Genomic DNA, 25614 nt, shown 5'->3' with positions numbered 1-25614 from the left:
CGACCGTTTTTCCCACAGTGGAAACGGCGTTGCAGAATCTGTCCCGCCAAGTCCCCGCGTATCCCGGCAAGTCCCGCATTTATCTCGCCGCAGCGCGGGGAAATATCTCACTTCCTTTCATCATAGGTTTGTCTCCGCTTTGTTTTTAATAGCTGTCAGGGCTGCTGTGTTGGGCGCTGGGTGCGAAAATGGCTTGTAAAAATGCGGGCCGCCATCAAGCCACGGTTGACACGGTTGAAGCAGCCCGCCGCAATCAGGCTTTCTTGACCTTGGTGCCCGCCTTGCCCGCCAGAAAATCGCGCACGCGGGCCTTGGCTTCGGGGGCGGACTGGGCAATGGCGGCCATCAGCGCTTCGCTCATGAAGCCGTGGTCGGCCGGTTGCTCGGCAATACGGGGCAGAACGTGGGTGAGGGCGTAATTGGTCAGCGGCGCATTGGTGGCGATGCGTGTGGCCAGCTCCAGCGCCTTGTCCAGCGCCGTGCCGCCGGGCACCAGGTATTGCGCCAAGCCCAGGCGCTCGCCGTCGGCGGCGTTGTAGACGCGCCCGGTGAGCATCATGTCGGTCATGCGCGCTGCGCCAATCAGCTTGGGAATGCGTACCGAACCGCCACCGCCTACAAAAATGCCGCGCGTGCCTTCGGGCAGGGCGAAAAAAGTGGTGTCATCAGCCACGCGAATGTGCGCAGCGCTGGCCAGTTCCAGCCCACCGCCGACCACCGCGCCATGCAGGGCGGCAATCACGGGCACGGGGCCGAACTGCACCGCGTCCAGCGCGCCATGCCACATGCGTGAATGGTGTACGCCTTGGCCCGCGTCGCGCTCTTTTAACTCGGACAAATCCAGACCGGCGCAAAAGTGCTCGCCTTCGCCATCGATGACGGCCACGCGCACGCTGTCTGCAAAGCTCTGAAACGCATCGCGAATGGCAAGAATCAAGCCGTCGGACAGCGCATTGCGCTTGGCCGGACGCGTCAGGCGCACGACGGCAATGTCTTTGTTCTGGCCAGTGAGTTCAACCGACAGGTCTGGGCTGGTTGTGGACATTTAGGATCTCCTTGTGATCATGATTATGGTTATGTTTGATAACTAAAAACAAGGGCTTTGGCGGCCATCAAGCCAAGGGAAAACCCTTAATTTGACCTGCGGTTGATCAGTTTGCAAAAAAGAAAAAGCCCGCCAAGTCAGCCCCAAGCGGCTGTCATGCGGGCTGTTTTTGTTTTGGCGCAGGGTTGGCCAAAACAAAGGCAGACTTAGAACCGGATGCCTGCGGGGTTGTTGGCGTTGCGGCGGGGGCTTACGCCGGGTTCTTGCGCGGTGGCGGAGGTGCTGGTGGCGGGCGCGGCGGCGGCTGGCTGCGCCGCAGGGGCGGCGGCCTTGGCCGTGGTCAAAGGCGTGGCGGCCGGGCGCTGGTAGCTGCTGGGCAATTGCGACGATTTGGGATAGCCCGCTGCATCCAGGTATTGTGTCCATTCCGCGTCCGAGTAACCCGACAGGCGCTGGCCGCCGATGGTCAGCACGGGCAGTTGGTTACCACCGGTCAGGCGTTGCAGGGCGGCGATGTCTTCGTTGCTTTCGACGGTTTTTTCGGTAAAGGGTATGCCGCGCTGGATGAGTTGGTTACGGCCCGTGTTGCAGGCAGCACAACTGTTGCCGGAGTAAAGGGTGACCGGATAGCGTTGCGCGGTCTGATTGAGCTGATAGGGCAAGGCTGCGCCACCCGCAGTGCTGTCGCCAGCGCGGCCCTGGCTGCCTGCTGCCGCATCGGCCACGGGACGATCGGTGTAGGTGATGCGGCCATCTGCGCCCACGTTGCGGTAAACCTGCGCCTGTGCGGTGGCGGCTGCCAGCAGCAGGGCGGCAACAGGGGCAATAGGCAGCAGAGCGCGTGTGACAGAGGGACGGGGCATGACGGTACAACTCCTGATGATGTTCAATGTGCGGGCTTTGTGTGGTGCGATGGTGCACCAACCAAAAAACAGGCTCAAGCCATGCCTTGGTGGCGCAGCAGCGCATCCAGCGTGGGTTCGCGGCCCCGGAAGGCTTTGAACGACTCCATGGCCGGTCGGCTGCCGCCGACTTCCAGGATGGCCTGGCGGTATTGTCGCCCGGTCTCCACGCTGGGCAAACCGTCTTTTGTGGCAGATTCCTCAAAAGCGGCGTAGGCGTCGGCCGACAGCACCTCGGCCCACTTGTAGCTGTAATAGCCCGCTGCATAGCCCCCGGCAAAAATGTGGCTGAAGGTGTGCACCATGCGGTTGAAGGCGGGCGGTTGAATCACTGCCACCTCAGCCCGCACCTGCGCCAGAAGTGGCTGGATATCGGCTTGCTGGTCGATACGGGTGTGCAGCAACATATCGAACAGCGCAAATTCGATCTGGCGCAGCGTTTGCATGCCCGCCTGAAAGTTTTTGGCTGCCAGCATCTTGTCGAACAGCGCGCGGGGCAGTGGCTCGCCGGTGTTCACATGAGCCGTCATGTGGCGCAGCACGTTCCATTCCCAGCAGAAGTTTTCCATGAACTGGCTGGGCAGTTCCACAGCGTCCCATTCCACACCGTTGATGCCGGACACGTCGCGTTCGTTCACCTGCGTCAGCATATGGTGCAGGCCGTGGCCGAATTCGTGAAACAAGGTGGTCACGTCGTCGTGCGTGAGCAGCGGTGGCTGGCCGCCCACGCCTTCGGCAAAGTTGCACACCAGATGCGCCACAGGGGTTTGCAACTGGCCGGTGTCTGGGCGCAGCCAGCGCGGGCGCACGTCGTCCATCCAGGCGCCGCCGCGTTTGCCGCTGCGTGCGCCGGGGTCGAGGTAAAACTGGCCCAGCAACTGGCCATTCCTTTCGATACGGTAAAACTCCACTGACGGATGCCACACCGGGACCACATCTTTGCGGATGTGTACCTCGAACAGGGTTTCCACAATCTTGAACAGCCCGCCCAGCACCTTGGGCGCGGTGAAGTACTGCTTGACCTCTTGTTCGCTGAAGGCGTAGCGCGCTTCTTTCAGCTTTTCGCTGATATAGGCCCAGTCCCAGGCATCAGGCGCGTTCAGGCTCAGGTTTTGGGCGGCAAAGTCGCGCAAATCCTGCACGTCGCGCTGGGCGAACGGGCGCGCCTTGGCGGCCAGTTGGCGCAGAAAATCGATCACTTGCTGGGGCGAATCGGCCATCTTGGGCACCAGCGACACTTCGCCAAAGTTGGCGTAACCCAGCAGTTGGGCCTCTTCCTGACGCAGCGCCAGCAGCTCGCGCATGATGGCGGTGTTGTCGTATTGCACGGCATCGCCTTCGGCCTGATCGGACGCGCGGGTGGCGTAAGCGCGGTACAGGCGCTGGCGCAGCGCGCGGTCGTGCGCGAACTGCATCGCAGGCAGGTACACCGGCAGCTTCAGCGTCAGCTTGTAGCCCGGCTGGCCGTCTTGTTCTGTTGCTGTGCGCGTGGCCTGCTGCACGTCGTCTGGCACGCCTGCCATTTCCGCATCGCTGGCGTAATAGGTGTAGGCGTCGGTGGCGTCGAGTGCGTTTTCGCTGAATTTTTGTCCCAGCTCGGCCAGGCGTTCTTGAATGGCGGCAAAGCGTGCCTTGTCAGCGCCTTGCAGCTCCGCGCCGCCCAGCACAAAGCCGCGCAAGGCGTTTTGGCGTGCCTGCAATTGCTCAGGATTCAGCGTGGCTGGGTCGATGGCTTTGTATTTGGCGTACAGCCGCTCGTCCGCGCCCATGTGGGTCCAGAATTCGGTCACTTTGGGCAAGGTGGCGTTGTAGGCGGCGCGCAGCTCGGGTGTGTCCATCACGGCGTTCAGGTGGCCTACCGCGCCCCAGGCGCGGCCCAGACGTTCGGTGGCCACGTCCAGCGTGCGTGCCATGGGTGTCCACTCAGCCGGGTAGTCAGGGGCCACCACGCGTTCCAGCGCGGCGCTGGCTTCGGCCAGCAATTGATCCATGGCGGGAGCGACGTGCTCGGGGCGAATCTGGTCGAACAGCGGCAGGTCAGAAAAATCAAGCAGGGGTTGGGTCATGAGGGCTTAAGTGAGGGCAAAGATGGGTGACATCAAGCGCTTGGCGAGCGGGAAGATCAAGGACTAGTTTGATATGAAAACGATAGCTTGTGACGCTTTGTGCAATTGCGCAAAGGGCTGATTTAACCATGAAAAAACCCGCACGTTCTTTAGAACGGTGCGGGCTTGAGGTGTGGTGCCGACTGCCGGAATCGAACTGGCGACCTACGCGTTACGAGTGCGTTGCTCTACCAACTGAGCTAAGTCGGCGAAAAGCGGGAATTATAGCTGGGCGTGTCTGTTGCTGCCGACGTGCAGATGGTTGAAAGCCAAATACGCCATGCGCGCTTTTGAGCAGATCACCGAAGCCCAAAGGCGCTGCCGATTGTCGGCATGTCGCTTGACAGCGTTGCTAAGATGAAATCGGCCACTCAAATCTGCTGAACACAAAGGGATCAGAGCGTCTTCAAAAGGCGGTTTTTTGCGCGTCTTATGCTGCTTGGCAAGAATAATTTAGACACAAAAGGCGCATCTGTCGCTTGTATGGAAATCGTTGGTAGCTATGATTTTGATATCAATTTTGGTGGGCACCGTGCTGGCTGGTGTGGGCAGCGTGTGGTTGGCCGCATTGCTCAGCTTTGGCGCGCTGGCGCGTTACACCCAGCACATGCTCAGTCTGGCGGCTGGGGCGCTGCTGGCCACGGCCTTTTTGCATTTGCTGCCCGAAGCGTTTGAAAGCGGGCGTTCGCCGCAGTCGTTGTTTCTGACGGTGTTTACCGGGCTGATTTTTTTCTTTTTGCTGGATAAAGCCGAGCTGTGGCACCACGGGCATGAGCACGACCCTGGCCTGCCTTCGCTGGACGAGGCCATGCATGGTCAAGACGCGCTGAACGAAACGCACCCGGACGACGATCAGCACGCGCATGAGCGTCCGCACGGACACCTGCATGCGCATGGACACTTACATGCTCATACAGCCCGCAGCGGCGGCTGGTCGGTGCTGGCGGGCGATAGCGTGCATTGTTTTGGCGATGGCGTGCTGATTGCCTCGGCTTTCGTGGCCGATCTGCGCCTGGGCATCATGGCGGCGCTGGCGGTGCTGGCCCACGAGGTGCCGCACCACATGGGTGATCTGGCGGTGCTGCGCGACACTGGTGCGCACGGGCGGCGTACGGCGCTCACCAAAGTGTCGTTGGCCGGGGCTGTGACGGCGCTGGGTGGATTGGCGGGCTACTGGCTGCTGGGCCAACTGGACGGCTGGCTGCCTTATCTGGTGGTGCTGGCGTCCAGCAGCTTTATTTATGTGGCACTGGCAGATCTCATCCCGCAACTGCAAAAGCGCTTGCCTGCGCGCCAGACGGCGGCGCAACTGCTGTGGCTGGCCATCGGCGTGGTGCTGGTGGGCGCGATGGGCGCATTAAGCCATAAGTTGGGTCATGGAGATCCGCATGACCACGAGCATGGCAGTGGTTATGTGCGTGAGCAGTCGAGGGCGGCTGACCACGATCATGAAACAGAGCATGGACATGACCATGACCAGCCCTCGTCTTTTGCGCAGCCAGCAGCTTCGGGTGCGCATTGAGCATGGCGTGCAGGCCGCTTCTTGTTCGATAGTTGCACAGGCGGCTTGCTCAAGCGTGAAAGCCTGATTCTGGTGAAGTGTTGCGTATGTGGGCGCTTTACCCTTGGGCGCAAGGCAGTCTAGGCGTGCGGCTCCATTCGCTCCAGCTACCTGCGTACACGCCCACTGGGGCAAAACCCGCCAGTTCCATGGCCAGCGCGTTAGGGATGGCAGTGACGCCACTGCCGCACTGGTGCACCACGCTGGTGGCATCGCGCCCGGCCAGCAGGGCCGTCCACTCGGCGTTCAGTTGCGCGGCGGGTTTGAAGCGACCATCTTCGGCAAAGTTGTCTGTAAAGGGACGGTTCAGCGCCCCCGGAATGTGCCCGGCCACAGGGTCCAGCGGTTCTTCATCACCGCGGTAGCGGGCCGCAGCGCGGGCGTCGACCACGGTTTGCGTGGGTTGGCCGAGTTGGGCTGCCACTTCGTCTGTACGCACCAGGCGGCGCAACGGCGCGCGCAGGCTGAAGTGGCCGGTCGGGCGCGGCGTGGCCGGGCCGCTTGCAACCGCACCGCCCGCCGCTTGCCAAGCGGCCCAGCCGCCGTCGAGCACGGCCACCGCGTCGTGACCGACCCATTTCAGCATCCACCACAGGCGGCCACAAAAGGCGCTGCCATTGCGGTCGTACACCACCGCCTGGGTGTCATCGTTCATGCCCAGCGCTTGCAGCCATTGCGTAAAAATCTCTCTTTTCGGTAGTGGATGACGTCCACCGTTGACAGCATCTTCGGCCCGTGTGGCGCTCAAATTGCGCTCCAGATGGGCTTGCACGGCACCAGCGATGTGGCCGCTGGCGAATTGGGTGTCGGCCTTGGTGGGGTCGGCCAGATCGGCCGTGCAGTCGAACACCAGGACAGGCTGGCGTGCAGCGTTTGTTTCGGCTTGGAGCTGTTGCAGCTGGGTGGTGGTGATGAGATGGGTGTACATGGCCAGAGGCTGTGCTTTCAGTGTTCTTCAATGGGTGGATTGGGCATGGCGCGGGCGCGCAAAAAGGTGGCGGCGATGCCGCTGGCCACGATCAACGCCATGCCCGTCCAGCCAATCAGCGGAATTTGGGCGTTGAACAGCCACAGGCCGTACAGCGACGCAAACACGATACCCGAATACTGCAAGTTGGCCACCACCATGGTAGCCCCGTGGGTGTAGGCGCGCGTCATGCACAACTGGCCCAGGGCGGCCAGCACGCCAATCGGCAGCAGCCAGGCGGCGGCGGGCCAAGTCCAGGCGTGGGGGCCAGTGATCAGCATGCCAACCAGACCCGCCAGCGTGGCACCAAGGGAAAAATAGAACACGGTGCGTGTTTCCGGCTCGCCCACGCGGCCCAGTGCGGCCACCTGCATGTAGGCCAATCCGGCCATGACGCCCGACAGCAGCCCTACCAGCCCGGCGAACAACTGGTTTTGCTCGATGGTGGGGCGCAGCATCATCACCACACCCGCAAAGCTGCACAGCACGGCCAGCATCAGTGGGCCTTGACGGCGCACATCGGACAGTTTGCCCATGACCAGCGTGCCTGCCACCAAGAAGGTGGCCACCCACACGCCGCTCATGTAGTTCAGCGTCATGGCAGTGGCCAATGGCAGCCCGGCAATGGCGTAAAACCAGGCCACCAGCGCCGCCACGCCGACGATGTTGCGCCACAGGTGCATGGTGGGCACGGTGGTGCGCAGCGACACGCCACGCGCGCGCGTCACAAACGCCATGAACACCACGCCGACAATGCCGCGGTAGAACACGATCTCGAACGGGTTGAACTGCACCGATGCGTATTTGATACCCACTGTCATGGTGGCAAAAAAGAACGCGGCGGCAATCATCCAGGCGGCTTGCATGGCGGGCGATTATGAATAAAAAATGGCCTGCGCGCTGAACAACATTGCGCAGGCCACTATCGCAAAGATAGCTAACGAGAAAGAACGTGTCAGGCCACAGTGGTGATGCCCATGGCGCGCCGGTACCATTCGTGAAAGTGCTGCATGCCGTCTTCCATGGGGCTTTGGTAGGGGCCGACTTCGTTGTCCCCGCGTGCCATCAGGGCCTTGCGACCGGCGTCCATGCGCTCGGCAATTTCGTCGTCTTCGATACAGGTTTCCATGTAGGCAGCGCGCTGTGCTTCGACGAACTCGCGCTCAAAGGCGACGATTTCTTCGGGGTAATAAAACTCCACTATGTTCAGCGTCTGGTCGGCGCTGATGGGATGCAGCGTGGACACGGTGAGCACGTGCGGATACCACTCCACCATGATGTGCGGGTAGTAGGTCAGCCAGATGGCCCCGCGCGTGGGCAGATCGCCACCCTGGTACTTCAATAGCACTTCGTGCCACTTCTTGTACACGTCAGAGCCGGGCTGGCCAAAAGTGGGGGCCACGCCCACGGTTTGCACCGAGTACTCGCCGCCCATTTGCCAGTGCAGGTCGTCACAGGTGACGAAGTTGCCCAGACCGGGGTGGAAGGGGTCGACGTGATAGTCCTCCAGGTAGACCTCGATGAAAGTCTTCCAGTTGTAGTTGCAGGTGTGCAGCTCAACGTGATCGAGCGCATAACCCTCGAACGACAGGTCAGGGGCCACCGCCATGCCCGCCAGATCGGCAGCGATGTCGCGGCCGTTGTCTTCAAACAGCAGACCGTTCCAGTCGCGCAACTGGTAATTGTTGAGGTTCAGACAGGGGTCGTGCTTGAAGTGGGGTGCGCCCAGCAACTCGCCACTGGGCGCGTAAGTCCAGCGGTGCACCGGGCACACGATATTGCCACCTGCGTGCCCTTGACCGTGCTGAGCCAGCGAGCCACGGCCTTTCAGCATGACTGCCTGGCGGTGACGGCAGACGTTGGAAATCAGCTCGATCTGACCCTGTGCATTGCGCACCAGCGCACGCCCGCCGTTTTCTTGCGGCAGCACAAAGTAGTCGCCCGGATTTGGCACGGCCAGCGCATGGCCGATGTACCGAGGCCCGGCATCGAAGAGCAGCTCCTTTTCGCGTGCAAGAAGGGCCGCATCGAAGTAAGAAGTGACGGGAAGTTGACTTGCCGCCTGCTGTAACTGAAGACTTAAATCAGACATGGTGTATCCGACCTAGAGACTCCCCCTATGAAGGGGCAGGAAGTAAGCGCTGAACCATCAAAGGATATGGCGCGCAACGGACCCAAGAAGCTTTGCATTCAAGGGAACTGCAAATTGTACCCTGCGGGGTCTGAACCGGTGGCCAACAGGTGGCAATGAGCTGTCTGTAAATGCCAGATACGTGGCCTTGCGCGTGCTTTGGCACGACCCGCGTCACACGACCAGCGCATGAGCCACCTAAAATAAACCCCTTTGCCCCGCCATGCCCAGAAAAACGAACTCCCGTCCACCACCACCGACCAGCTACGGTGATGCCGTGCAAGAGCTGGAGCAACTGGTGACCGCTTTGGAGTCAGGCCAGTTGCCGCTGGAGCAGTTGCTGGCCCACTACCAGCGTGGCACTGAGCTGCTGCATTACTGCCATGATCGCTTGCAAGCGGTGGAAGATCAGGTGAAGGTGCTGGACGAGTCGGGTGCCGTCAAGCCATGGACGCAAGAATGAATATCTGTGCCATGAACGCCAGCACCATGAGCGCCAGTGATTTCACAGTCTGGATGAGCGCGCAGCAAGCTCAAGTGGAAGCAAGACTGTCGCGTTGGGTGCCTGCAGAAGTGCCGGCGGGGCTGGGCGAGGCCATGCGCTATGCGGTGCTCGATGGTGGCAAGCGGCTGCGGCCTTTGCTGGTGCTGGCGGCGTGCGAGGCCGTGGCGGGCCATGCCGAGGCGGCCCTGCGCGCGGCCTGCGCTGTGGAGCTGATTCACGCCTATTCGCTGGTGCACGACGACATGCCGTGCATGGACAACGACGTGTTGCGCCGTGGCAAGCCGACAGTGCATGTGCGTTATGGCCAAGCCATGGCTTTGCTGGCGGGCGATGCGCTGCAAGCGCTGGCGTTTGAATTGCTGACCCCCGCAGTAGATACCGATGCCAACGTGCCTGCCGCCATGCAGGCGCATTTGTGCGGCTTGTTGGCGCGGGCCGCTGGGGCCGACGGCATGGCTGGTGGGCAGGCGATTGACCTGGCCAGTGTGGGCCAGCGCTTGAACGAGGCTGAGTTGCGCCATATGCACGAGCTGAAGACCGGTGCGCTTTTGCAAACCAGTGTGCGCATGGGTGTGGCCTGCGGGCTGGACGTGCCTGCCCAGGTGGCTGCGGCGCTGGGTGACTATGGCGCGGCACTGGGCCTGGCTTTCCAGGTGGTGGACGATGTGCTGGACGTGACGGCTGATTCTGCCGTGCTGGGCAAAACAGCAGGCAAGGACGCGGCAGCCGACAAGCCGACTTACGTGTCGGTACTGGGCCTGCAAGCGTCGCAAAATCTGGCGGCGCAATTGTCTGCGCAGGCGCACCGGGCGCTGGACGCTTCAGGGCTGCCGCAGGTGGCGCATTTGCGCGCGTTGGCAGACTGGGTGGTCAACCGCACACATTGAATCCACCATGTATTGATTGAACCCCTCACATTGACATGGCAAGCCAACTTCTCGAATCCATTGACCATCCGGGCGCTTTGCGCCATTTGTCGCGCCCGCAATTGAAAGAGCTGGCACGTGAAGTACGCGACTGTGTGTTGCACAACGTTTCCAAAACCGGCGGCCATCTCAGCTCCAATCTGGGCACGGTGGAGTTGACGATTGCCTTGCACTACGTGTTCAACACGCCTTATGACCGGTTGGTGTGGGACGTAGGGCACCAGACCTATCCCCACAAGATATTGACGGGCCGCCGCGAGCGCATGCCCAGCCTGCGCCAGCTGGGGGGCATCTCAGGCTTTCCGCGCCGTGACGAAAGCGAATACGACACCTTTGGCACCGCGCATTCGTCTACCAGCATTTCGGCGGCGCTGGGCATGGCCTTGGCTGCGCGCCAAAAAGGCGAAGACCGCAAAGCCGTGGCCGTAATTGGCGATGGAGCCATGACGGCCGGCATGGCTTTCGAGGCCATGAACAACGCGGGCGTGGAGCGCGACGCACGCCTGCTGGTGGTGCTGAATGACAATGACATGTCCATCAGCCCGCCCGTCGGCGCGCTCAATCGTTACTTGGCGCAGTTGATGAGCGGCAATTTCTACGCCGCCGCCAAAAACATGGGCAAGTCCATGCTGGGGCCGGTGCCGCCTTTGTTTGAGCTGGCCAAGCGCCTGGAGCAGCAGGCCAAAGGCATGGTGGTGCCTGCCACGCTGTTTGAAAAATTTGGCCTTAACTACATTGGCCCGATTGACGGGCATGATCTGGAATCGCTGATTCCCACGCTGGAAAACATCCGCGAGCTGATGGATCAGCAAATCGGCCCGCAGTTCTTGCATGTGGTCACCAAAAAAGGCCAAGGCTACAAACTGGCAGAGGCTGATCCGGTGGCCTACCACGGGCCGGGCAAGTTCGACCCGGCGGTAGGGCTGGTCAAACCCGTCACCGCGCCCAAGCCAACGTTCACTCAGGTGTTTGGGCGCTGGCTGTGCGACATGGCGGCGGTGGACGACAAGCTGGTCGGCATCACCCCCGCCATGCGCGAAGGCTCGGGCATGGTGGAGTTCCACAAAAAATTTCCCGAGCGTTACTACGACGTCGGCATTGCCGAGCAACACGCAGTCACTTTCGCCGCAGGCTTGGCGTGCGAGGGTTTGAAGCCAGTGGTGGCAATTTACTCCACCTTTTTGCAGCGTGCCTACGACCAGTTGATTCACGATGTGGCAATCCAGAACCTGCCCGTGGTGTTTGCGCTGGATCGGGCCGGCCTGGTGGGCGCGGATGGTGCCACGCACGCGGGCAATTACGATATCGTTTATTTGCGCTGCATTCCCAACGTCAGCGTGGCTTGCCCCGCCGATGAACGCGAGTGCCGCCAACTGCTGAGCACGGCGTACCAGCAAAACCACCCAGTGGCCGTGCGTTACCCGCGCGGCGCGGGAGTAGGGGTGGAGCCGCTGCCCGATCTCAGCAGCCTGCCATTTGGCAAAGGCGAAGTGCACCGCCAGGGCGAGCGTGTGGTGATACTGGCCTTCGGCACCTTGCTGTACCCCGCATTGGAAGCGGCTGAACGCCTGAACGCGACCGTGGTCAACATGCGCTGGGTCAAGCCGCTGGATCTGGCACTGCTGCTTCAGGTGGCGGCCACGCATGATCTGCTGGTCACCGTAGAAGAAGGTGCTGTGATGGGCGGCGCAGGCAGCGCCGTGGCTGAGGCGCTGAACCAAGCCCATGTGCTCAAGCCCCTGCTGCAACTGGGTTTGCCGGACACGTTCATTGAACATGGCGACCCGGCCCGCCTGTTGCAAATGCACGGCCTGGATGCTGTAGGCATGGAAGGTGCTATACGCCACAAGCTCGAAGCACTGCTCGGCGGCGATGGGCCTGCACTCAAAATTGTGGGTTAACAACAGGCCCTGATTGGGTAGGCCGCGCGGAGATTGGCCGGACGCAGCCTGTATGACAGCCCTATGGTCGGATGCGTTGGCGACAGGTGAATCCCTAATGGGGCTGAGGCAGTGGGCCATTACACTCAGCGGGTTAGCAACTTTCAAACCCAAAGAGGAGTACCCACTTCATGGATCGTCGTTCTCTCATCAAGCGTGCCGGTATCGCTGGTGTGCTGGCCGCTGGCATGGCGCCTGCCGTGCACGCCCAGGCGGCGGTGCGCTGGCGTCTGGCCTCCAGTTTTCCCAAATCGCTCGACACCATTTACGGCGGTGCTGAAGTTATGGCCAAGAAGGTCAGGGAGATGTCGGGCGGCAAGTTCGAGATTTCCGTGCACGCCGGTGGCGAGCTGATGCCCCCGTTTGGCATTGTCGACGGCCTGCAAGGTGGCACCGTCGAGATGGGCCACACCGTGCCTTATTACTACTACGGCAAGAACCCTGCGTTTGCACTGGGCTCTGCGGTGCCGTTCGGTTTCAATGCGCGCCAAATGCACGCGTGGATGAACCACGGCAATGGCCGCAAGCTGATGAACGAGTTTTACTCGGCCTACAACATGATGAGCTTCAACGGCGGCAACACCGGTGCCCAGATGGGTGGCTGGTACCGCAAAGAGCTGAAATCGGTGGCCGACCTCAAGGGCTTGAAGATGCGTCTGGGCGGCGGCCTGGTGGGCGAGGTGATGTCCAAACTGGGTGCCGTGCCCCAGAGCATTCCCGCCGGAGAGGTGTACCAGTCGCTGGAAAAAGGCACGCTGGACGCCGCCGAATGGGTGGGGCCTTACGACGATGAAAAACTGGGCTTCAACAAAGTGGCCCCGTTCTACTACTACCCTGGTTGGTGGGAGGGTGGCCCCGAAGTGTCGTTCTACGTCAACAACAAGGCATTTGGCGCGTTGTCGTCCGAAAACAAGGTCATTTTGGAAGCCGCATGTGCCTTTGCTGCTGAAGACATGTTGAGCAAGTACGACACGCTGAATCCGATTGCGCTAAAGAAACTGGTGGCCAACAAGACCCAGCTCAAGCCTTTCCCGAAAGACGTGATGGACGCAGCGTTCAAGGCATCGATGGAAGTCTTTGCCGAAAACGATAAAAAGAGTCCTGAGTGGAAGAAGATTTACGCTGACATGAAAGGCTTTCAGCGCGACCAGTTGCTGTGGTTCCGCTTTTGCGAAGCCGGTTTCGACAACTTCATGTACACGCGCAAAATCTGATCGGCATACCGCGACCAGCGCAAGCACCTTGTGCTTCAAGCCGCCCTTGGGCGGCTTTTCTTATGCGCTGCGCTGTATGCTTATTAATCGCCAACAGGGTGAAAAATTAGAGTTTTTGCTTGGCCAGCAAATCGCCCGTAATCTCTGCCACGTTCTTGACGCTGGTGAGCGTCATGGCCACGCGCATTTCTTTTTCCAGTAAATCCAGCAGGTGGGCCACGCCGGCTTGGCCTGCGGTGGCCAGGGCGTAGATGAAGGCGCGGCCGATCATGGTGCAGTCGGCACCCAGGGCCAGCATGCGCACCACGTCCAGGCCGTTGCGAATGCCTGAGTCGGCCAAAATCTTGATCTGGCCTTTGACGGCGTCGGCGATGGGCGGCAGTGCTCGCGCGGATGACAGCACGCCGTCCAGTTGTCGGCCGCCGTGGTTGGACACAACGATGCCGTCGGCACCAAAGCGCACGGCGTCGCGCGCGTCGTCGGGGTCGAGGATGCCTTTGATCAGCATGGGGCCTTTCCAGAAGTCTCGAATCCATTCCAGGTCTTTCCATGAGATGGAAGGATCGAAGTTGGCGCTCAGGTAGCCGATGTAGTCTTCCAGCCCGATCACCTTGTTCATGTATTTGGAGATGTTGCCCAGATCGTGCGGTTTGCCGTGCAGGCCAACGTTCCAGGCCCAGTGCGGGTGTGTGGCGGCTTGCCAGTAGCGGCGCAGGGCGGCGTTGGGGCCGCTCATGCCCGAATGCATGTCGCGGTAGCGTGCGCCGGGCACGGGCATGTCCACGGTGAAGACCAGCGCCGAGCAGCCTGCGGTCTGCGCGCGTTCGAGCACGTTTTTCATGAAGCCACGGTCTTTCAGCACATAAAGCTGGAACCACATGGGGCGATCAAGTTTCGGGGCCACTTCTTCGATGGGGCAGACCGATACGCTGGACATGCAAAACGGTACGCCTTTGTCGGCGGCTGCGCGGGCGGCTTGCACTTCACCACGGCGGGCGTACATGCCGGTCAGGCCGACGGGCGACAGCGCCACGGGCATGGACAGCTTTTCGCCAAACAGCTCAATGCTGGTGTCGAGCTGGCTCATGTCTTTCAGAACGCGCTGGCGCAGCGCCACTTCGGCCAAATCATCGACGTTGTGACGCAGTGTTTTTTCAGCATAAGCGCCGCCATCGAGGTAGTGGAACAAAAAGGGCGGCAACCGCTTTTGAGCAGCGGCGCGGTAATCGGCAGGGGAGGAAATGATCATGATGGTGTTAAACCTTGGAATAGGGGGTGACCAGGCGTGATGCACGGTTGCGCCGGGCGTCATCTTCATCGCCTTGACGCACAGAGGAGTGCACGTAGTCCAGGTGCTGCCCGATAACGCGGCGTGCCTGTTCGGCATCGCCGCTGTCAATGGCCTGCATCAGCGCTTCGTGCTGGGAGGTCAAAGCGTGCATGGTGGGGCGGTCTGAGGCCACGAACATGGCGCGCCGGTTGGCGGCCACGGTGGACAGCACCAGATCGAACAGGCTGCGCATGACCTGCACCAGCACCAGGTTGTGCGAGGCCTCGGCAATGGCCAGATGAAACTGCGCATCGGCCTTGGCGGCGCGGTCGGCATCGGCGTTGGCTTGGTGGTGCACCAGGGTATCAAAGCAGCGCCGAATGTGCGCCTTGTCGCCAGGCGTGGCGCGATGGGCGGCGTGCCATGCGGTGCTGCTTTCCAGCGCGTGGCGTGCCTCCAGCACGTCGTAGCGGTAAGCCGCATCTTCTGTCAACAAGTTGGCCAGCGGCTTCAGTGCGCTTTGCGACCAGTCGGGTTCGGTGTTTTGCACGTAGCTGCCATCGCCACGACGCGTGACGATGGCCCCCAAGCTGGCCAGTCTTTGCATGGCTTCGCGCAACGAGGTGCGCGACACGCCCAGATCTTCGGCCAACTGGCGCTCGGCGGGCAGGCGCTGGCCGGGCTGGATGCCCCGGGACTGCATTAGCGCCAGCAGTTGCTGGGCCACTTCGTCGGAGATGCGCATGTCGCTGCAAAGATTGCTACAAGGTGATGGGCAGGAAATACCTGGCTACCGGATGGGTTGCGCGTTCAGGCGTTCAAAGGCTTGCCCCGCGCAAAGCTCATGGTCAGCAGGAACAATCCTAACCAGACGATGGCAGCGATCCACCAGCCGGTCATGCCGGTGATCAGCGCCTGGCCAATCAAGCCGGCCTGGATGCAGTAGTAGGCCATGGGGATCAGCGTCTTGCGCACCACTTCGCCCTCGCGGTTCATCAAACCCACCACGGCGCCTGCGGCCACCACGTTGTGCACGCAAATCATGTTGCCCGCTGCGCCACCAATGGCTTGCAGTGCTACCACGATGGCTGATGCATCAATGCCCAGCCCAATTTGCTGCGCGGTAGAGAACTGGAAGTACGAGAACATCATGTTGCTGACGGTGTTCGATCCAGCGATGAACGCCCCCAGCGCGCCCACCCACGGCGAGACGTTTGGCCATGCCTGCCCCGCCACGGCGGCTGCGCCTTGCGCCAGCATCATGGGCATGCTGACCAAAGAGCCATCGGCCGCTGCCGAGTTGATGAACACCTGCACCATGGGCACCGCCAGCAGCAGCGCCGGGGCGGCGTCCACCATGGTCAGGGCCGAGGCTTTGACCGCCGCGCCATACTGCTTGCCGCTCATGCCGTACAGCACGATGCAGGCCAGCGACGCCAGTATCAGAACAAACCCCGGTGCGTACAAAAACTGTGCAGAGGTGGAGATGGATGTTCCAAACAGGTTGGCAAACTTGATGGTGGTCAGCGGCCCGGTCAGAAACGCCTTGATGGGCGCGATGGTGCGGGTGATGATCAGCAGGGCGATCACGATCACATAGGGTGCGAAGGCGCGCAAGACGGAGAATTTTGGCGCGGTGCTGTGGTCATCGGCCACCGACACAGTACCCAGCCAATGGCTCGACCAGCGGGTGCGCGGCGGAAAGTCAAACGTCTCTTTGGGTACCAGAAAGCCCTTTTTGGCTGCAGGCACCACAATCATCAAGCCAATCAACGCGCCCAGCAGCGACGGAAACTCTGGCCCCAGCACGCGCGCGATGAAGTAATACGGCACCGTGAAAGCCACGCCCGCAAACAGCGCGAACTTCCAGGCTTTCAGTCCTTCAGTGAACGAACGCTTTTCGCCAAAAAAGCGTGTCAGCAATCCGCACAGAATCAGCGGAATGAACACGCCCACCACGGCGTGCAGAAAACCCACGTTCTGCACGATTTGCAGCAGATAGTCAGACGGCTGCATGGGGGCAATCAGCGCGGCAATGTCTTCCTTGTTGTCGATGCCCGAGCGCACGCCCACCAGCATGGGCGTGCCCACCGCGCCAAACGACACCGGCGTGGACTGAATCACCAGCACCGACATGGCCGCCGCCATGGCCGGAAAACCAAGCGCCAGCAGCAGGGGCGCGCCCACGGCCGATGGCGTGCCAAAGCCGGATGAGCCTTCGATCAGTGAGCCGAACAACCAGGCCACGATCAGCACCTGCACACGCCGGTCGGGCGAGATGTCCATAAACCCCTGCCGAATCGCCGTCAGCGCGCCGCCTTCTTTAAGGGTGTTGAGCAGCAAGATCGCACCGAACACGATGAACAGCAGTGTGATGGCTGTGACGATGCCGTGCACGGTGGCGGCAGCCACTACCGCGCCTTTGGCCCCCCAGACAAACAAAGCCAGCAGCGCCGTGGTGGCATAAGCCGTGCCCATCGACAGTTTGGCTGATCGTCCCAGCACCACCATCAGCAAAAAGACGACACCAATGGGTGCCAGCGCCATCAACGCGTAGCCGGTATTCATAGGGAAAGTCTCCTCATCTTCAATTCAGTCGGATCGGGCTGCCTTGGCCGAGCCAATGCCCTGGCAGCTTCGATGCGCAGGTTGCCGCTGCACCGGCGCGAGGCGCTTGCGCTGCTTTTGAATCCAAGCCCAAGCACGTCCCGGTATCGTATTGGTAAGACCAAATAATGAAGATAGGTAATTACCCTGATAAATATTTAATGCGGATTTTTCTGTAAATTGTGCTTGGTGCAGTGTTTGGACGGGGCAAAAACGATTCCGTTTGGCTTGATTGGGTGTTAAATTGGTATGACCAATTTAACACATTGAAAGTTTTGCCTGCGGACAGTGGCGGGAGGAACAGATCGGGCTGGATGGTCTGAAGCCGTCGCTATTCGATCCTTGAGCTGCTGCGGTTGCTGCCTTAGCGGTTGCGCGGGGGCGGGCCTTTGGGCATATCGTTGGGGCGGGCAGCCACTTGGCCGTCTGGCCCTTTGGTGCAAGTGGCGGCCATCTGCTTGCCATCAGGCGTAGTGAGGGTGACCGATGCACCTTCGGCTTGGCCCTGGCAGGCGGCGTAGGCTTCGGGTGGCGGCCCCATGGGCCGACCGTTGCCCTGATTGCCGCCCGGCCCAGTGTCCGATGAGGGTTGGGCCATGGTCGCTGCCGCTGCGACGGACATGAGCAGAACGAGGGCGGTATGACGAAAAGGACAGTTTGAAATCATGGCGCGCATTTCTTTGCAAGTTATGGAAACTTTTAAGCTTGCAGGTGTAAGGTAATCTTGCAGTGTCTGGCTTGTAAATTTGGTTGAGTGCGCGCTTATATGGGCATTGGGGCGGTTGAGATTGAGAACTTTGCTGCTCGTCGTCAGGCAAAAGGCAAGACCCTGCTGCGCAAACGTAAGCTGCCGCACCAGCTGCGCCGCAACTCATCCAGCGTGTTCGGCCCCGCTCACGACCGCATCAAGGTGATGATGCTGCACGCCAGCAAAGGGCTGGAGTTCCCGGTGGTGGCGCTGGTTGGCGCCGGCCACATGCCCGCCGAAGGCGAAGACGAGCGCGAGGAGGCACGGCTGTTCTATGTGGGGGCTACGCGGGCGACGCAGCGTTTGGTGATTGGGGCGAGTGGGGGCGGGAAGTTCGCTGCGCGGCCATGGGCAAAAGGCAAGACCTGACCCCTATGCCTGTGTGACCCCTATGCCTGTGGGGTATGGTGGGCGACCGCCTTTGCTGCCATCGGTGCGGGGATACAAACCATCGATCAGGCCTGCCAGATGCTCAAAGTCGATGTGCCGAGCGATCAGCTCCAGGGGATCGCCCAAGCTCTCGATCTTGCGCCTGTGGGCGTCATCGGCGAACAGATCGTGCTTCAGGGCACTGCGCAGTTTCATCATCATGCGGGTAGGGGCGTCTCGGACTGCGGTTGGATGACGGAGGGTTTTTAGAGGTTCCCTGCGGTTGGATGGCGGAGGGTTTTTAGAGGTTCCCTTGCCTGTACTCAGCTTCAATTGATCGGTGAGACGAAATGGCAGTTGGTGTTTAGATTAAGCACATCTACAAATTGCTCTCTGGACACTCCATTGGCCGAGCCTAGTTTGAACGTGCTGCCGCTTGAATAAAATACGTCGAAATGATGGAGTGGATGTAGGTGGCCGTTGCTTCTGCTTTCATCGTGATCATATCTAATATATCCATCCTCGAACATCAGAAGTTCTCGAAATAAACTCCAAAAGTCATCATCGAATTGACAATAGTCGGAAATTGGATCGGCAAAGTGCAAAACTTCTTTGCTCTCAAATTTTTCACTTTTCGTGATCACTGATAAAACTTCAGAAGCCACCTTGCTGTCGATCTTTGGATGATGATTTGATCTAAAAGTCAGAGCGTTGTTATCTTCAATTGCTGTGAAAGGAAAATTTATTGAAAATATCTTCTTTTCAAAATCAAAAATTAGTCGATTCATTTTTTCAACTTGAAGCGTCATTTCGCCCACTGCGCCAAGTGTAGTGACATTAGGGAGAAGCATTATTTTTATTGATTGCATTAGTAGATAAATGATATCATTTTTTGATCTTATTGGACTGAGCATCCATTGCGCTTGGTAGGCGTCAATTTGAAACGTAAAGTGCTTCACGTTATTCCTCGTGCATGGCTTTGTAGTTAAATTCGATGACCTCACGCAGCCGTTCATACTCGTAGTCTTCAGAAAAAACATTCTTTACAATTTCTAGGAGGCCATCTCGGTAAATTGGTAGAATATTTAGTTCTTCAAATATCCGGTGAGTCATATCATAAAATGACTCAGAGTCTGCGGAGTACTTGATCGTCGCGCTGATCTTATTTTTTTCATCACCTGTTGGGGCTTGGACGTAAATTCGGCCACTCTTGTTGATCTCGGCTAGTCCGGATTCAATTGATGGGAGTACTTTGAAGTTGTTGTTCTCTGATACAACAAAATATGTTTGAATAAAGGAGCGAGTTAATGTCATGTAGACTGAATTTCGATAGGAGTAGCTACTTTTAATCTGACTGGTCACGCAGATTACAAACGGAAACTCTAGCCCTTTCACGTTGTTTTTGTTGCTTACAAAAAGGTGATCTTTTATTTTTCTTTTGGTTTCATAGGCGACGTTGACTTGCCAGCCGATTTCACGAGGAACTCGAAGTTCGAGCATGCTCCCAAGTGAAAATGCTGCGTCGTTCGAGTCCAATAATATGACACCTATATCGTCAGGTGTGACAGTGGGATTTTCTCGCCTGATTTGGTTGATGCAATAGAGAATTTGATCCGATGCGCCCTGAATAAACGGATCGCTTGTCTTGGAAATTATGACGCTCGGAAAATCTTTGCGATCTACGTCTTCAAAGCGGCGAAGTGGCTCCCGACTTAGTTCGTAGGTGCCATTCGACTCACCCTTTTTGACTATATAACCGCAAGCTGCCCATTCTGGATCTTCAAGCCAACGAAGTTTTTTCGGCTCAAACAGACCCATTCCAAGAGAGTGGGCGAACATTAATGTCTTCGGGTCCGTTCGATAGCATTTGGTCAGGAGGTAATCTGGCTCAATCGAAAATGTGATGTTCTCATTAAATATGCTTTGAAAAACATCCCCTGCAATATATAGAGTTGAGTTGGTTGCTTCCTTGCATAGATCGAAAAATGAAGCGGGGAAGTCTTGACTTTCGTCAATTAAACAGAAATCGAATGCGTGTTCCTTCGGCGGGTTCTTCTCTAAGTGTGCAAGCGCTAGTTTGCATGCCTTATCGAAAGACATGTAGCGACTATATCGCTCGAATGGAATTTGATACTTTTCGCATATGTATCTATAGATTCCAGAGTTTGGGTCCGAAAGAGATCCCCAAGCATGCGTACACCAAAGGCGTTCATCCCACTGAATTTGTTGTTCTACCTTCATGAAGTCGAAAAACTCAGGAATTCTCCTTCTAAGACTATCGGCCAGAATTTTGTTGTGACAAGTGAACGCAATCTTGCACTCTGGGAATGCTAGGTAGATTTCTTTGAGCTTATGGAGGAGCAGTTCTGTCTTCCCTGTTCCAGATAGTCCTTGAATGATAACCTTGGATTTCGTAGGCTGCTGGTAGACAAAGCGAGTTTGATCTCCATCAAAAAGGAGAATTTTCTGTTTTACCTGATCTAGGAGTGTTGTGGGCGTCTCTACGCCCACCTTGTCAATATCGTTAATGCTGCCTGTTAGCAGAGATATTAGGAGTTCGCAAACTCGCTGCCTGTTTGTGTTTTCGATTTTTATCGAATCCAAAAAATTCTCAAAATCTATAATTTTTTCGTGGGAGATTGTTGTTGTTAGATCTTCTCGCCAGCTTTTTGGTCTTCCGATTGAATTCTTGTACCGGTATTTGTCAGAAATCGATCCAAGATCTTCAATAAAGTCATCTACATAGTCCTCGAAATTTTGGGTGGATTCGCTGAATGTGATGAAGGTGATTTTGTGTTTCGGTATAAGTAAGACGAGGGCGTCTTTGTATTCGTATGTATACTTTGTGTCGCCAAGTGGATGGTCAATTAAGTATGCTTGAATCTTGTTTTGCTCGCAGTATGTTGATACGGAGTCAATGAGCCTGTGGTTTTTTTGATTCTTTTCAACTTGCAAGTAAAAGAAGCTACTCATTTCTTCTCCTGTTAAGAATTTTGGTTCAGATTTCAGTCCGTCGCTCAGAAAAGATGGGTGTCGATTTGTAATGGCTGTGGAATACAAATTCGAGAGTCCAAACCAAGCATCATTTCCCCCAACTATCCTTCAACCCCGTCACCCGGTTGAACACCACTTTCTCGTCCACGCCATGGTCCGCACGGTCGGCCACAAAGTAGCCGTGGCGCTCGAACTGGAATTTCTGGTCCGGCAGTGCGGCGGCCAGTGATGGCTCCACGACCGCCGTCACCACTTTCAGGCTGTCGGGGTTGAGGGCGTCCAGGAAGTTCTTGCCGCCCGCGTCGGGTTGCGGGTCGGTGAACAGGCGGTCGTACAGGCGCACTTCGGCGCTCACCCCGTCGGCGGCGCCCACCCAGGTGATGGCGGCTTTGGCCTTGACGCTGTCGGCGCCGGGGGTGCCGCTCTTGGTGCCGGCGATCACTTTGGCGTGCACTTCGGTCACGTTGCCGTCGGCGTCTCTGGCGCCGACGCCGGTGCATTCGATGACGTAGCCGCCCTTGAGGCGCACCACGTTCCCAGGGAACAAGCGCTTGTAGCCCTTGGGCGGCACTTCTTCAAAGTCTTCGCGTTCGATCCACACGTCCTTGCCGATCTTGAACACGCGGTCGGGCGGCGGGGTTTGCCCCTCGGCCATCGCGCTGTGGGGCAGGGCGGGTTGGGTGCAGTCTTCGGTGTAGCCGTCAGAGCCGAACACTTCGGCCCAGTTGGTGAGCACCAGCTTGATGGGGTCGAGCACGGCCATGCCGCGGTGGGCCTTGTTTTCCAGGTCTTCGCGCAGGGCGGCGTCCAGCGCGGCGTAGTCGGTCCAGGCGTCGCCGCTTTTGGTGACGCCTGATCTTTCAGCAAACAGGCGCAGCGCCTCGGGCGTGTAGCCGCGCCGGCGCAGGCCGACGATGGTGGGCATGCGGGGGTCGTCCCAGCCTTGCACGTGGCCTTCTTCCACCAGTTGGCGCAGCTTGCGTTTGCTGGTGATGACGTGGCCGACGTTCAGGCGGCCAAACTCGTACTGGCGTGGCGGCGGGGCGGTGAGCAGGCCGCCTTCGGCCAGGCGCGCCAGCAGCCAGTCGTAGAAGGGGCGCTGGTCTTCAAACTCCAGCGTGCAGATGCTGTGGGTGATTTGCTCCAGCGCGTCCTCGATGGGGTGGGCAAAGGTGTACATCGGGTAGATGCACCATTTGTCGCCGGTGGCGTGGTGGGTGGCGCGGCGGATGCGGTAGAGGGTGGGGTCGCGCAGGTTGATGTTGGGCGATGCCATGTCGATTTTTGCTCTCAACACCATAGCGCTATCCGCATGCTGGCCCTGCGCCATCTCGTGAAAACGCTTTAAGTTTTCAGAGGGGCTGCGGTCGCGAAAAGGGCTGTTGGTGCCGGGGGTGGCAAAGTCGCCGCGGGCTGTGCGCATTTGCTCGGGCGTTTGCTCGTCCACATAGGCATGGCCGTGCTCGATCAGGCATTCGGCGGCGCGGTACATAAAGTCAAAGTAGTCGCTGGCAAAGTATTCGTGCGGCTGTGCCACGCCGGGGCGCGCCGGGTCGTCGGCAAAGTGGTGGTCCCAGCCCAGCCATTGCACGCTGTCGCGGATGCTGTCGACGTATTCCTGCTCTTCTTTCTCGGGGTTGGTGTCGTCAAAGCGCAGGTGGCACACGCCGCCGTATTCTTTGGCTAGGCTGAAGTTGAGCCAGATGCTTTTGGCGTGGCCAATGTGCAGGTAGCCATTGGGTTCGGGCGGAAAGCGGGTGCGCACCTTGGCAGGATCGGGCGCGCCCGCCTGGTGGCTGGGGCCGTCGCCGGGCTGGCCGCCCCAATGGCGGCTGGCGTAGGTGCCCTGGGCCAGATCGTGGTCGATCACGTGGCGCAGAAAGTTGCTGGGTTTGTGGCCGTCGTCGGCGTTTTTTTTGTCTTTTGGGGAAGTCATGGGCGAATTTTAGGCGTCGTGCAGGCCGATGGCGCATGCCGCAAAGCCTGCGGTGCCGCATGGCGCGGGCAGGGCGGAAGTCAAATCGAATCTGTCCATGAGTAATTTTGTTGCACAAGTTCACATTCCGGCTGTGGGCTGAATCTGGTGCTGGGCCGTTAAACAGGCAAACAATGTGACTTGCAAGGAGCTTTTCATGAACATGATTCAACGCATGAGCCTGATGGCATGGGTTGGGCTGATGGCAGCTACAGCCTCTGGCGTGGCGCAAGCCGGTGATGTGTCCTGGTCGGTGGGGGTGAATGTGCCTGCGCCGGTGTATGCGCCGCCGGTCTATGCCGCGCCCGTGTATTCAGCGCCGGTGTACGTGCAGCCCCCAATGTATGCCCCTGCCCCGGTGTATTACGGCGCGCCGGTGTATGGCGCACCAGTGGTGTACGGGCCTGCGGTGTCGTTTGGCGTGTGGGGCGATGGCGGCCACCGGCATCGGCACCACCGCTACCGTGGTCAGGGCAGGCGTGGCGGCCATCATGGTGGCCATCGGGGCGGCGGCTACTACCGGCGTTGATGGGTGGGCGGCAGCGTTTGCTTGCCCCCACAGCCACAATCCGCAGCCCGCAAAAAAAGCGCAGGCTTTCAAAAAAAGCCTGCGCCCATCTTGCGGAAAATTCTCAGCGCTCAATAACGCGGCCAGCCTGATCCCATCAAGCGGCGCAGGCCATAGGTGTCGAACGCGCCTTGCTGGTAGGGCGTGAGCTGGGTGTAAAACGCCTTGATGGCTTTGCCGCGCTGCAGCACCACCGCCTGACGGTCGGCGCGACGCTTTTCGGTCAGGTCGATCTGCTCGGGTGCGGTCAGCGGGGCCAGCTCTTCGCTGCTGATGCTGAGGTATTCGTAATCGTCTGCAAACGAGGGGCGCATGGCGGCCTGGAAGCTGCTCCAGGCCGGTTCTTGTGCGGGCGTGATTTTTAACTGCCGCTTGAAGGTGTCCATGGTGCGTTCAAAACGCTTGTTGGCGCGCTCCAGCCTGCGCTCTTGCTCTGACTGTTTGGACTCTTCGTCCTCGTCGCCCATGATGGCTTTAACCGATTTGAACGCCGGTGCTGGGGCAGGCGGTGCGGGCGGGGCCGATTGGGCCAGTACGATAGGACTGGCGGCAGCCAGGGTGGTGGCCAGAATGAGGCGCTGGAGTGTGCTGGACATGCGGGGTGGTTTCCTTTTATAGGGATTAAAAAACGAAGGTTGATAAAGCTGGTGCCATCAATAACGCGGCCAGCCGCGAACCATCAGCTCACGCAAATTCTGAGCATCGAACATGCCTTGCTGGTAGGGAGTGAGCTGTGTATAAAACGTTTTCACGGCCGCGCCGCGCTGGCGCATGGCCGCTTCGCGTGGGGCGCGGATTTGTTCTGCCTGGTCAATTTGTTGAGGCCCTGTGAGGTTATCCGGATCATCTCGATGCTGGTCATAGACGCTGAAATCCAGCGTGGGTTGCATGGCCACCTGAAAGCGGCCCCAAGCTGTTTCTTGTGCAGGGGTGATTTTGAGTTTGAGCTTGAGCACATTCATCTGCTGGGTGTAATCCTCGACGGCCCATTTCAGACGTCTTTTACGAAAAGCCTGCTCGGACTCCAACTCTGAGGCACTTTCGGATGCCTGGAGTGCTTTGGGCGGTGGTGAGGGCGGGGGACTGGTTTGCGCCAGAGCGGCGGCACTGACGGTGGCCAGCGTGACGGTCAGGGCCAAGTATTTGAATATCGACGGCACGGTTAAAACGGATTCCTTTCGCTAAACGGTCAAAAGTCTCTGATGACAATGTCATTCAGCGGGTTGCTGGATGAAATGCATGGAGTGTAAGTGCGCCGAATGGCCGATGGGTCAAGTGGATTCGGTAGTCGCAAAAAACGATACCGAGAGGCGTGTTGGATGCGCATTGGCTGAATCTGCATATCTTGAGAACAAGCGTCTAATTATCATTTGACGCTTGTGCGCAAAGTCTTTAAAGCTATTGATTGGATAGCTTTTCAAGTTGCATCAGGGCATCGATGACGATGTGGGCTTGCTGTGGTCGCACCAGCCGTGCCACTTCCACGCCGTGGTGCAAAAACACCAGCGTAGGCCACAGCTTGATGCCATAGCTGCGGCCCAGTGGACGGCCCCGGCCGTCTTCGATCTTGACGTGCGGCACTTGCGCTCCAGCCTGGATGAAGGCAGCTTCGATCAACGGTTGCGCGCGCTGACACCAGCCGCAGTCGTTGCGGCCAAACTCCAGCACCAGTGGCCCGCGCAGGGCGTCCACGTCAGTGCGACTCAGGGTTTCGGGGGTGAAGGTGGCGATGTAAGACATGGGGGTCAGTATCGTCTGCTTTTGGGCTTGGCGCTAAAGCGCTTGGG

22 protein-coding genes, 1 tRNA gene and 2 pseudogenes are annotated in these 25614 nt (G+C 58.9%); 7 read left to right on the top strand and 18 right to left on the bottom strand.

Annotated features, from left to right (window positions below; genetic code table 11):
* Positions 1–253: 253 nt before the first annotated feature.
* The 4 genes from ACK5NW_RS13280 to ACK5NW_RS13265 form a co-directional block, all read right to left on the bottom strand.
* On the bottom strand, positions 254–1045 hold the full coding sequence (locus ACK5NW_RS13280) for a crotonase/enoyl-CoA hydratase family protein (protein WP_416928838.1): 792 nt from the start codon (positions 1043–1045) through the stop codon (positions 254–256).
* Between the two features lie 206 nt (positions 1046–1251).
* Positions 1252–1908 carry a glutaredoxin family protein gene (locus ACK5NW_RS13275; protein WP_416928836.1) on the bottom strand — a complete coding sequence of 219 codons (657 nt, stop codon included), beginning with the start codon at positions 1906–1908 and terminating at the stop codon, positions 1252–1254.
* Between the two features lie 74 nt (positions 1909–1982).
* Positions 1983–4013: a M3 family metallopeptidase gene (locus tag ACK5NW_RS13270; RefSeq protein ID WP_416928834.1), complete on the bottom strand. Its 2031-nt coding sequence runs from the start codon at positions 4011–4013 to the stop codon at positions 1983–1985.
* 173 nt (positions 4014–4186) lie between these two features.
* Positions 4187–4262 (bottom strand) — tRNA-Thr (locus tag ACK5NW_RS13265).
* A 292-nt stretch (positions 4263–4554) separates the two neighbouring features.
* Between ACK5NW_RS13265 and ACK5NW_RS13260 the strand changes: the two genes are divergently transcribed.
* Positions 4555–5574: a ZIP family metal transporter gene (locus ACK5NW_RS13260; RefSeq protein ID WP_416928832.1), complete on the top strand. Its 1020-nt coding sequence runs from the start codon at positions 4555–4557 to the stop codon at positions 5572–5574.
* Between the two features lie 97 nt (positions 5575–5671).
* Here ACK5NW_RS13260 and ACK5NW_RS13255 read toward each other — a convergent pair whose 3' ends face one another.
* From ACK5NW_RS13255 to ACK5NW_RS13245, 3 genes are all read right to left on the bottom strand, one after another.
* On the bottom strand, positions 5672–6541 hold the full coding sequence (locus ACK5NW_RS13255; protein WP_416928830.1) for a sulfurtransferase: 870 nt from the start codon (positions 6539–6541) through the stop codon (positions 5672–5674).
* A gap of 17 nt (positions 6542–6558) precedes the next feature.
* Positions 6559–7446 (bottom strand): DMT family transporter, encoded by an 888-nt coding sequence (locus ACK5NW_RS13250; protein WP_416928828.1) that lies wholly within the window; start codon positions 7444–7446, stop codon positions 6559–6561.
* An 89-nt stretch (positions 7447–7535) separates the two neighbouring features.
* A complete protein-coding gene (locus ACK5NW_RS13245) occupies positions 7536–8672 on the bottom strand; it encodes an aromatic ring-hydroxylating oxygenase subunit alpha (protein ID WP_416928826.1) in 1137 nt (378 codons plus the stop codon).
* Between the two features lie 262 nt (positions 8673–8934).
* Here ACK5NW_RS13245 and xseB point away from each other — a divergent pair, with 262 nt between their 5' ends.
* The 4 genes from xseB to ACK5NW_RS13225 all read left to right on the top strand — a co-directional run bounded on the left by xseB (position 8935) and on the right by ACK5NW_RS13225 (position 13296).
* Positions 8935–9174: an exodeoxyribonuclease VII small subunit gene (gene xseB, locus ACK5NW_RS13240; protein WP_416928824.1), complete on the top strand. Its 240-nt coding sequence runs from the start codon at positions 8935–8937 to the stop codon at positions 9172–9174.
* A complete protein-coding gene (locus tag ACK5NW_RS13235; protein ID WP_416928822.1) occupies positions 9159–10103 on the top strand; it encodes a polyprenyl synthetase family protein in 945 nt (314 codons plus the stop codon). The genes xseB and ACK5NW_RS13235 overlap by 16 nt, the downstream gene beginning before the upstream one ends.
* 35 nt (positions 10104–10138) lie before the next feature.
* A complete protein-coding gene (gene dxs / locus ACK5NW_RS13230; protein ID WP_416928820.1) occupies positions 10139–12043 on the top strand; it encodes a 1-deoxy-D-xylulose-5-phosphate synthase in 1905 nt (634 codons plus the stop codon).
* A gap of 170 nt (positions 12044–12213) precedes the next feature.
* The gene (locus ACK5NW_RS13225; protein ID WP_416928818.1) at positions 12214–13296 is read left to right on the top strand and encodes a TRAP transporter substrate-binding protein; all 1083 of its coding nucleotides are present in this window, start codon (positions 12214–12216) and stop codon (positions 13294–13296) included.
* A gap of 106 nt (positions 13297–13402) precedes the next feature.
* On the opposite strand, the gene lldD is transcribed toward ACK5NW_RS13225, so the two are convergent.
* The 4 genes from lldD to ACK5NW_RS13205 all read right to left on the bottom strand — a co-directional run bounded on the left by lldD (position 13403) and on the right by ACK5NW_RS13205 (position 17771).
* Entirely contained in the window at positions 13403–14545 is a 1143-nt protein-coding gene (lldD, locus tag ACK5NW_RS13220; RefSeq protein WP_416928816.1) for an FMN-dependent L-lactate dehydrogenase LldD, read from the bottom strand.
* 7 nt (positions 14546–14552) lie between these two features.
* Positions 14553–15311, bottom strand: coding sequence for a transcriptional regulator LldR (lldR, locus tag ACK5NW_RS13215; protein WP_416928814.1), 759 nt, complete (start codon positions 15309–15311; stop codon positions 14553–14555).
* Positions 15312–15376: 65 nt separating this feature from the next.
* The gene (locus ACK5NW_RS13210; RefSeq protein WP_416928812.1) at positions 15377–17134 is read right to left on the bottom strand and encodes an L-lactate permease; all 1758 of its coding nucleotides are present in this window, start codon (positions 17132–17134) and stop codon (positions 15377–15379) included.
* A gap of 403 nt (positions 17135–17537) precedes the next feature.
* Positions 17538–17771 (bottom strand): hypothetical protein, encoded by a 234-nt coding sequence (locus ACK5NW_RS13205; RefSeq protein ID WP_416928810.1) that lies wholly within the window; start codon positions 17769–17771, stop codon positions 17538–17540.
* 234 nt (positions 17772–18005) lie between these two features.
* On the opposite strand from ACK5NW_RS13205, the pseudogene ACK5NW_RS13200 reads away from it, so the two are divergent.
* Positions 18006–18290, top strand: a pseudogene (locus ACK5NW_RS13200) (3'-5' exonuclease); the annotation flags it as partial.
* Between the two features lie 27 nt (positions 18291–18317).
* Here ACK5NW_RS13200 and ACK5NW_RS13195 read toward each other — a convergent pair.
* The 4 genes and pseudogenes from ACK5NW_RS13195 to ACK5NW_RS13180 all read right to left on the bottom strand — a co-directional run.
* A pseudogene (locus ACK5NW_RS13195) lies at positions 18318–18506 on the bottom strand (IS5/IS1182 family transposase); the annotation flags it as partial.
* 113 nt (positions 18507–18619) lie between these two features.
* Positions 18620–19249 carry a hypothetical protein gene (locus ACK5NW_RS13190; RefSeq protein ID WP_416928808.1) on the bottom strand — a complete coding sequence of 210 codons (630 nt, stop codon included), beginning with the start codon at positions 19247–19249 and terminating at the stop codon, positions 18620–18622.
* Position 19250: 1 nt separating this feature from the next.
* Positions 19251–21263 carry a DEAD/DEAH box helicase gene (locus ACK5NW_RS13185; protein ID WP_416928806.1) on the bottom strand — a complete coding sequence of 671 codons (2013 nt, stop codon included), beginning with the start codon at positions 21261–21263 and terminating at the stop codon, positions 19251–19253.
* A 109-nt stretch (positions 21264–21372) separates the two neighbouring features.
* Positions 21373–23220 carry a glutamine--tRNA ligase/YqeY domain fusion protein gene (locus ACK5NW_RS13180; RefSeq protein WP_416928804.1) on the bottom strand — a complete coding sequence of 616 codons (1848 nt, stop codon included), beginning with the start codon at positions 23218–23220 and terminating at the stop codon, positions 21373–21375.
* Between the two features lie 196 nt (positions 23221–23416).
* On the opposite strand from ACK5NW_RS13180, the gene ACK5NW_RS13175 reads away from it, so the two are divergent.
* Positions 23417–23788 carry a hypothetical protein gene (locus ACK5NW_RS13175; protein WP_416928802.1) on the top strand — a complete coding sequence of 124 codons (372 nt, stop codon included), beginning with the start codon at positions 23417–23419 and terminating at the stop codon, positions 23786–23788.
* 110 nt (positions 23789–23898) lie between these two features.
* Here the strand turns inward: ACK5NW_RS13175 and ACK5NW_RS13170 are convergent, their stop codons facing one another.
* The 3 genes from ACK5NW_RS13170 to ACK5NW_RS13160 all read right to left on the bottom strand — a co-directional run bounded on the left by ACK5NW_RS13170 (position 23899) and on the right by ACK5NW_RS13160 (position 25567).
* The gene (locus tag ACK5NW_RS13170) at positions 23899–24423 is read right to left on the bottom strand and encodes a Spy/CpxP family protein refolding chaperone (protein WP_416928800.1); all 525 of its coding nucleotides are present in this window, start codon (positions 24421–24423) and stop codon (positions 23899–23901) included.
* Between the two features lie 57 nt (positions 24424–24480).
* On the bottom strand, positions 24481–24987 hold the full coding sequence (locus ACK5NW_RS13165) for a Spy/CpxP family protein refolding chaperone (RefSeq protein WP_416928798.1): 507 nt from the start codon (positions 24985–24987) through the stop codon (positions 24481–24483).
* Positions 24988–25225: 238 nt separating this feature from the next.
* Positions 25226–25567: a thioredoxin family protein gene (locus ACK5NW_RS13160; RefSeq protein ID WP_416928796.1), complete on the bottom strand. Its 342-nt coding sequence runs from the start codon at positions 25565–25567 to the stop codon at positions 25226–25228.
* Between the last annotated feature and the right edge of the window lie 47 nt (positions 25568–25614).

Source organism: Ottowia sp., from assembly GCF_047975795.1.
Taxonomy (GTDB): domain Bacteria; phylum Pseudomonadota; class Gammaproteobacteria; order Burkholderiales; family Burkholderiaceae_C; genus Ottowia.
This window is presented reverse-complemented; position numbering and strand designations above follow the sequence as displayed.

Coding starts and splice junctions, on each gene's coding strand:
- ACK5NW_RS13280 (WP_416928838.1), bottom strand. CDS start 1,045: ATGTCCACAACCAGCCCAGACCTGTCGGTTGAACTCACTGGCCAGAAC.
- ACK5NW_RS13275 (WP_416928836.1), bottom strand. CDS start 1,908: ATGCCCCGTCCCTCTGTCACACGCGCTCTGCTGCCTATTGCCCCTGTT.
- ACK5NW_RS13270 (WP_416928834.1), bottom strand. CDS start 4,013: ATGACCCAACCCCTGCTTGATTTTTCTGACCTGCCGCTGTTCGACCAG.
- ACK5NW_RS13260 (WP_416928832.1), top strand. CDS start 4,555: ATGATTTTGATATCAATTTTGGTGGGCACCGTGCTGGCTGGTGTGGGC.
- ACK5NW_RS13255 (WP_416928830.1), bottom strand. CDS start 6,541: ATGTACACCCATCTCATCACCACCACCCAGCTGCAACAGCTCCAAGCC.
- ACK5NW_RS13250 (WP_416928828.1), bottom strand. CDS start 7,446: ATGCAAGCCGCCTGGATGATTGCCGCCGCGTTCTTTTTTGCCACCATG.
- ACK5NW_RS13245 (WP_416928826.1), bottom strand. CDS start 8,672: ATGTCTGATTTAAGTCTTCAGTTACAGCAGGCGGCAAGTCAACTTCCC.
- xseB (WP_416928824.1), top strand. CDS start 8,935: ATGCCCAGAAAAACGAACTCCCGTCCACCACCACCGACCAGCTACGGT.
- ACK5NW_RS13235 (WP_416928822.1), top strand. CDS start 9,159: ATGGACGCAAGAATGAATATCTGTGCCATGAACGCCAGCACCATGAGC.
- dxs (WP_416928820.1), top strand. CDS start 10,139: ATGGCAAGCCAACTTCTCGAATCCATTGACCATCCGGGCGCTTTGCGC.
- ACK5NW_RS13225 (WP_416928818.1), top strand. CDS start 12,214: ATGGATCGTCGTTCTCTCATCAAGCGTGCCGGTATCGCTGGTGTGCTG.
- lldD (WP_416928816.1), bottom strand. CDS start 14,545: ATGATCATTTCCTCCCCTGCCGATTACCGCGCCGCTGCTCAAAAGCGG.
- lldR (WP_416928814.1), bottom strand. CDS start 15,311: ATGCGCATCTCCGACGAAGTGGCCCAGCAACTGCTGGCGCTAATGCAG.
- ACK5NW_RS13210 (WP_416928812.1), bottom strand. CDS start 17,134: ATGAATACCGGCTACGCGTTGATGGCGCTGGCACCCATTGGTGTCGTC.
- ACK5NW_RS13205 (WP_416928810.1), bottom strand. CDS start 17,771: ATGGCCCAACCCTCATCGGACACTGGGCCGGGCGGCAATCAGGGCAAC.
- ACK5NW_RS13185 (WP_416928806.1), bottom strand. CDS start 21,263: ATGAGTAGCTTCTTTTACTTGCAAGTTGAAAAGAATCAAAAAAACCAC.
- ACK5NW_RS13180 (WP_416928804.1), bottom strand. CDS start 23,220: ATGACTTCCCCAAAAGACAAAAAAAACGCCGACGACGGCCACAAACCC.
- ACK5NW_RS13175 (WP_416928802.1), top strand. CDS start 23,417: ATGAACATGATTCAACGCATGAGCCTGATGGCATGGGTTGGGCTGATG.
- ACK5NW_RS13170 (WP_416928800.1), bottom strand. CDS start 24,423: ATGTCCAGCACACTCCAGCGCCTCATTCTGGCCACCACCCTGGCTGCC.
- ACK5NW_RS13160 (WP_416928796.1), bottom strand. CDS start 25,567: ATGTCTTACATCGCCACCTTCACCCCCGAAACCCTGAGTCGCACTGAC.